At 71.2% G+C, this 6,256-nt stretch carries 6 protein-coding genes; 4 read left to right on the forward strand and 2 right to left on the reverse strand.

The window, feature by feature from the left end; genetic code table 11:
* Positions 1 to 304, forward strand: a 304-nt coding sequence (locus tag D7X32_RS42420; protein WP_120608189.1) for a PEGA domain-containing protein, incomplete at its 5' end; no start/stop codon positions are given.
* A gap of 121 nt (positions 305 to 425) precedes the next feature.
* Positions 426 to 1,148 carry a head GIN domain-containing protein gene (locus D7X32_RS42425; RefSeq protein WP_120608190.1) on the forward strand — a complete coding sequence of 241 codons (723 nt, stop codon included), beginning with the start codon at positions 426 to 428 and terminating at the stop codon, positions 1,146 to 1,148.
* Positions 1,149 to 1,579: 431 nt separating this feature from the next.
* On the opposite strand, the gene D7X32_RS42430 is transcribed toward D7X32_RS42425, so the two are convergent.
* Complete coding sequence (locus D7X32_RS42430; protein WP_120608191.1) at positions 1,580 to 2,599, reverse strand: aldo/keto reductase; 1,020 nt, start codon at positions 2,597 to 2,599, stop codon at positions 1,580 to 1,582.
* A 78-nt stretch (positions 2,600 to 2,677) separates the two neighbouring features.
* Here D7X32_RS42430 and D7X32_RS42435 point away from each other — a divergent pair, with 78 nt between their 5' ends.
* Together D7X32_RS42435 and D7X32_RS42440 are read left to right on the forward strand one after the other, a co-directional pair.
* Positions 2,678 to 3,415, forward strand: a complete 738-nt coding sequence (locus D7X32_RS42435; RefSeq protein ID WP_120608192.1) for a DUF429 domain-containing protein — start codon at positions 2,678 to 2,680, stop codon at positions 3,413 to 3,415.
* 87 nt (positions 3,416 to 3,502) lie between these two features.
* A complete protein-coding gene (locus D7X32_RS42440) occupies positions 3,503 to 4,444 on the forward strand; it encodes a hypothetical protein (protein ID WP_120608193.1) in 942 nt (313 codons plus the stop codon).
* Positions 4,445 to 4,460: 16 nt separating this feature from the next.
* On the opposite strand, the gene D7X32_RS42445 is transcribed toward D7X32_RS42440, so the two are convergent.
* Positions 4,461 to 6,256: tenascin-X (locus D7X32_RS42445; protein ID WP_120608194.1), on the reverse strand; the 1,796-nt coding region annotated here is incomplete at its 5' end.

Genomic DNA, 6,256 nt, shown 5'->3' on the forward strand with positions numbered 1-6,256 from the left:
GTCCCGCACCCCCGCCGTGCCCACCGAGTCCCCGGTGGACGACCTCCCCGCCCCTCCCGACACCACCGCCGAAGCGGCCGCGCCCCAGGGCTTCCTCACCCTGGTCACCGAGCCTTCCGCCCGCGTGTCCCTGGGCGGCCGTTCCCTGGGCGAGACCCCCCTCAACAAGGTCGCCCTCCCGGTGGGCAGGCACACCCTGAAGCTCATGGACGGCACCGGCCGGCCCCTGAAGCTCCTCGTGGAGATCAAACCCGACGACACCACCTCCGTCCGGGTCCCCCTGGAGCTGCTGGCCAATCCCTGAACCTGTCCGGCTGTCGGACAGGTTCCGCCACCTCCACGCAATCACCCGCCGGGGTCCCGCGTACCCGAGGCATTCCGCCGGGACGTGCTCCCACGTCCTCGCGCTTCGCCCGGAGCCGCCCATGAGGATGCCCACGCTGTCCCTGCTCGCCGCCTGCTGCCTCGCCGCCACCGCCTGCACCGCCCACGCGGAGGACGCGGCGAAGCCCTCCCAGGATTCGGGAGAGGCGCGCCAGGTGAAGGACTTCCACGGCGTCTCCGTGAGTCACGGCATGCACGCGGAGGTGAAGGTGGGCCCCAAGTCCGTCCGCCTGGAGGGCTCCGCCGAAAACCTCTCCCGCATCCAGCTGGAGGTGGAGGACGGCATCCTCACCACGCGCGTGGAGCGCAAGGGCTGGAGCGGCCTCAACGGCCGGGTGAAGCTCATCGTGTCCTCGCCCCGCATCGACCACGTGGAGGCCAGCGGCGGCAGCCACATGAACGCCGACGTCACCGCGTCCGACGAATTCGACGCCGAGGCCAGCGGCGGCGCGGTGCTCACCGTGCGCGGCGTGGACGCCAAGAAGGTGGACGTCGAGTCCAGCGGCGGCTCCGAAATCACCATGGCCGGCCGCGCCCGCGAACTGGATGCCGAGGTCAGCGGCGGCTCGCAGCTCCACGCCTGGCAGCTCCAGGGCGTCAGCACCCTGGAAGTGGAGGCCAGCGGCGGCGCCATCGTGGAGGCCAATGCCTCCGACAGCGTCACCGGCGACGCGTCCGGCGGCAGCATCGTCCGCCTGTCGAAGCGGCCCCAGAACGCCCAGCTGGACGTCAGCGGGGGGTCGCGCCTGGACACGTCGAACTAGCCGCCGCGCCACCGGGAAAGGTTACCCGGGCCCCGGGAGTGACCCGGGGCCCGGACAGGCCCCCCACGAAGCATCAGAGACGCCGCACACCGGACCTCCAAGGTCATCCGGGCGACCGTGCTCCTTCCACATGAATTCCGACCGCACGGGTGTGCTGTCGGGCAGGCATGGGGACTCCGTGGAACGCGCTCGAGTGACCGAACGCTTCGCAGTCCCCAAGATATTGGAAGTCCGTCCCAATCCCAAACACCCTGCGTCTCTTTCGCCACGAGACTCGCAGGGGATACCGCGTCATCCACGCCTGCCGTCCCAGACGGTCCGTAGGCCCAGACGCACCGCGCTCACACGGTGCGTCGTTGGAACGCAGCAGGTCGGGTCCATTCAGCGATGATGGAAAACTCCGCGCGAATGGGACTCCACGGGTGACCGGCTCAGCGGGCCGGGGGGAAGCGGTCCGCGTTCTGCCGCTCGACCATCCAGCCGGGGTACTCGGCGGGCAGCTGGGAGACGGCGTCCAGCTTCGCCAGCTGCGCGGGGCTGAGGCGCAGCTCGGTCGCGGCCAGGTTGTCGTCCAGCTGGGCCTGCGTCTTCGCGCCCAGGATGACGGTGGTGACGTGCGGCTGGTGCAAGAGCCACGCGAGCGCCACGCGCGCCACGGTGGTGCCCGTCTCCTTGGCGACGACGTCCATCACGTCGATGGCGTTGTACGCGCGCTCGCGGTCCACGGGCGGGAAGTCGAAGGTGGTGCGGCGGGCGCCCTCGGGGCCTTCCGCGCCGCGGCGGTACTTGCCGGACAGGAAGCCGCCCGCGAGCGGACTCCACACCATCAGGCCCACCTGCTGGTCCTTCATCAGGGGCACCAGCTCGCGCTCCAGGTCGCGGCCGGCGATGGAGTAGTACGCCTGCAGCGATTCGAAGCGGGACAGGCCGCGGTGGTCGCTCAGGCCCAGCGCCTTCATCAGCTGCCACGCGGCCAGGTTGGACGCGCCCAGGTAGCGCACCTTGCCCTCGCGCACGAGGTCGTCCAGCGCGCGCAGCGTCTCATCCAGCGGGGTGGCCACGTCGTAGCCGTGGATCTGCAGGAGGTCGATGTGGTCCGTGCCCAGGCGCTTCAGGCTGGCGTGCACGGAGTCGAAGATGTGGTAGCGCGACAGGCCCGTTTCGTTCTGGCCCGGGCCCATGCGGCCGCGCACCTTGGTGGCCAGCACCACCTGCGACCGCTTCGCCGCGAGCGCCTTGCCGAGCAGCTCCTCCGACTGCCCGTACGAATACACGTTCGCGGTGTCGAAGAAGTTGATGCCCGCGTCCAGGCACCGGCCCACCAGCGCGTCGGCCTCCGCCTGTCCCTGCTGCCCGATGTTCTTCCAGTAGCCCTCGCCACCGAAGGTCATGGCGCCGAAACACAGTTCAGAGACAAACAGGCCGGTGCGGCCCAGCGGACGGTAGTGCATGTGCGTGTCACCTTGGGTGGAAGTGAAGGCGGCCCCTCTTAACGTCCGGTGCGCGATCCCGCAGCAGGAAGGCACGCGATGACGGCCATGCCCCGCTTCGTGGGCTGGGACCTGACGGACCCCTTCGCCCGCGCCCCCCGTCCCGTGGACGAGGCCATCGTGGACGGGGATGGCCGCGTGCGCTTCTCCGAACGCGTCTGGCCCGGGGCACGGGCAGGGCACGGGCTGGACCCGGAGGCGCTCGCGGAGGCCTTCGCCGTGGGGCCCGGTGACGTGGTGGTGGTGGACGGGCCGCAGGCGCTGGCCAACCCGGGGGCCCGGGTGCGGGACGCGGAGCGAAAGCTGCGCGCCCCGGGCCGCACTCCGGACGTGCTGCCCCTGCCCGGTGCGCCCTTCGCGGGCTTCGTGCGCGGCGGCGTGCTGCTGTTCGCGGCGCTGAGGGCCCATGCTCGGGTGCCACTCCTGGACCTGGACGCGCAGGTGTTGTCACAGGCGCGCCTCTTCGAAGCCTTCCCCGGCGCCACCTGGCGCGCGCTGGCTGTGGAGAAGTTGGGGGCAAAGGCCACGCCCGAAGGACGCGCCCAAAGACAGGCCCTGCTGGAGGCCGCCGGCCTGCGCTTCATGGACGCGGGGACGTGCACGCACGACCAGCTGGACGCCGCGCTCTGTGCCTGGCTGGGCTGGCTCACGCGCACGAGGCCCCGGGACGTCACCGCGGTGGGCCTGCCCCTCACGCAGGACGTGGATGGAACCCTGCGCGAAGGGCGCGTCCTGGACTTGGATCGCGGCGTTCAAGCCGCGCCGCGCCAGCACTGATGGCCTGTGGACACTAATCAGTTCTTGCTGACTTTACTGTTTAAGTTGCTTTAATCCCTCTCAACTCCAACCGGAGAGGGACAACACATGCGTGGAACGTCGTGGAAGGCCGTGACGGTGGTGGTGGGGCTGGCGGGCGCGCCGGTGCTGGCGGAGGACGCCACCGCCCATCTGCCGTACGGCGTGCCGGTGCCGGAGGGGCAGGAGTTGAACGCGGCGCCGGAGCCCTTCGACGAGTCGGTGCACGGCCGGGCGATTCCCAACACCCAGCCGCAGGCGAACGAGGTGTTGAAGGGTGCGGCGGCGCGACTGCCGGAGCGCTCCAGCCGGCCCCGTCCGCGCGATCCCATCCCGGACATCTTCCCGGGCTCCGGTGACCGGGGCTTCTGGGTGAACCAGGGCCAGGGCATCTTCGCGGCCAACGACGCGCAGACGGACCTGGTCATTCCGGACAACGCGATCGGGACGACGATCTACGCGCCCACGCACATGCCGGCGGGCAACGCGTGCGTGGAGACGGTGACGGCGCACTGGCGCTATTCGGGCATGGCGACGACGGCGCACGCGCACGGCTTCTGGGACCACTGCGGCCTCGACGGTGCCACCGGCTGGCAGACCTTCGAGGGCATGGACGCGACGTGGAAGGGCAAGTACGTGCGCGTGCTGGACGGCGAGGAGCGCTACTTCACGGAGGTCTACAAGGACGGCAGCGGCTGCGCGCACGGGCTGCTCTACAACTTCACGCAAGGCCTGTGGGAGGAGAAGCTGACGCCCATCTGCGGCAACTCCGGCTTCGCCACCGGCTGGACGATGTGGGAGTCGCACTACCTGATGGACGTGGCGCAGCGGTGTCCCGCGTTCCCGCGCGTGCGCGCCTCCGGCATCCAGGTCTACACCGTGAGCGCGTGGCCCGCGCTCACCCCCAGCAACAGCAGCCAGCTGGGGCCCTACGGCCTGTGCTGGACCAACGGCACGTACAACTTCCAGGTGTCCGTGCCCAACAGCGACTGGACCGCGCTGACGCCGTGATGCGCGTCGTGAGGCCTCAGCGCCCGCGCACCGGGTCCTCGTGATGGTCGTGCCCTGGCCCGCCGAATGTTCCGGGCCAGGGCTCCTCCGCGGGCTTCAGGCCCGGAATCGGGAAGCGCCGGAAGCGCGCCTGGCTGTATGCGTACGGCGGATCGCACTCACCGCACGTCGTCGCCCCGTCCATCATCACCACGCTGTCCGGCCCCAGCTCCAGGAACTGCGCGGGCGTCGCCGCGTTCGACACGGGGCACTGGAACACCTCGCTGCCATCCTTCGCGCTCACCGCGAACAGCATCGGCCCCTTCGCATCCATGCCCGTGCCCAGCACCACCGTCTCCGGCGACTGGCCCGGCCAGGTCGTCCAGCTCGCCAGCCGGACCTCCGGCGCCACCGGCCCCGGCCACCCCTGGAACCCATACGTCCACGACGGCGTGAGCCCTGGCAACGCGTAGCCCTCCAGCCGCCACTCGCCCACGGTGTCGTCCTCGGACGGCGAGGGAATCACGTGCGCGGACGTGGCCACCGCGCGGCCCAGCCCCCGGGGGAAGGTCTGCGAACCCACCGGCTGCCCGTCCTGCGTGCGCAGCGCCTGCGTGGATCGTTCGTTGAGCAGGATCCCGTTCACGATGGCCAGCTCACCCGCGGCGAAGGCCTCCGTCTTGCGCCAGCGCGGCACCCCGTCCTGCGAGAACGCCATCAACAACGTGGGCGCCCCCGGATACAGCGGCGCCCCCACGTTCTGCGTCTGCCCGAACGCCACGTACAAATCCCCCACCGCGTCCGACGCCACGCCGTACGGGTGCGGGTGGTTGCACTCCGCGAGCAGCGGATCCTGCAACGCCTGCGCGGACACCATCCCGCCAAAGGCATCCAACACCACCAGGAAGTACTGCCGGCACAGCGTGTCGCGCGACGTGCCCGCCGGGTACGCCTCGAAGAGCGCCGCCAGCCGGTCCGGCTGCATCACGCCCAACCGCGCCATGAACAGCGTCGTCAGCCCCTGCGCGAAGTCCGGCCGCGCCGTCGCCAGGTCGAACGTCCACCGCGGCGAGCCCGTCACCCGGTCCAGCAGCGACACCTGCCCGGACAGCGGCAGGTCCATGCACAACAGCCGGTCGTTCCACAGCATGCACCGGCGCCCGGACACGCTCGCGCGCACCGGCACCGGGCCCGCCGCGTCCAGCAGCGCCGGCACGAAGAAGCCCACCAGCGTCACGTCCCCCGTGGGCCCCACCAGCAGGTCATGCAGCGCCTCGCCGTTGGAGGCCGCGTCGTAGGTCCAGTCCGGCACCACCGCCGTCGCGGCGGGGCGCTCGCACACGGCTCCCTTGCACTTGCCCGGTCCCTGGCAGGGGCTGGCCGGCGCGCAGGTGAAGTTGTCCGGCGGGTCGCGGCGCTGGCATGCCCCGTCCAGGCACACGTCCGCCGCGTCACAGCCGCGCTCCGGGCCGCAGAAGGTGCCGTCCGGCGCCTTCGCCAGCGTGCACCCCACCTTCGGGTCGCACGCGCCCACCTGGCACTTGCCGTCCCCCGGACACGGCGGCGCCGGCACCGACGTGCAGCCATCCAGCGGGTTGCACACGTCCGTGGTGCACGCGTTGCCGTCGTCGCAGACGCGCTCCGTCCCCTTGCACCGCCCCGCCGTGCACATGGCGCCCTGGATGCACGCGTTGCCCGGGTCGCATGCCGTGCCGTCCGGCTCCTGCGTCTCCACGCACGTCTCCGTCGTCACATCGAACGTCGCCGTGTGGCAGGCCACCGGCGTGAAGCAGTCCGGGACCGGGTTCGCTTCCCCGCGCAGCTCCACCCGCA

Source organism: Corallococcus carmarthensis, assembly GCF_003611695.1.
Taxonomy (GTDB): Bacteria; Myxococcota; Myxococcia; order Myxococcales; family Myxococcaceae; genus Corallococcus; species Corallococcus carmarthensis.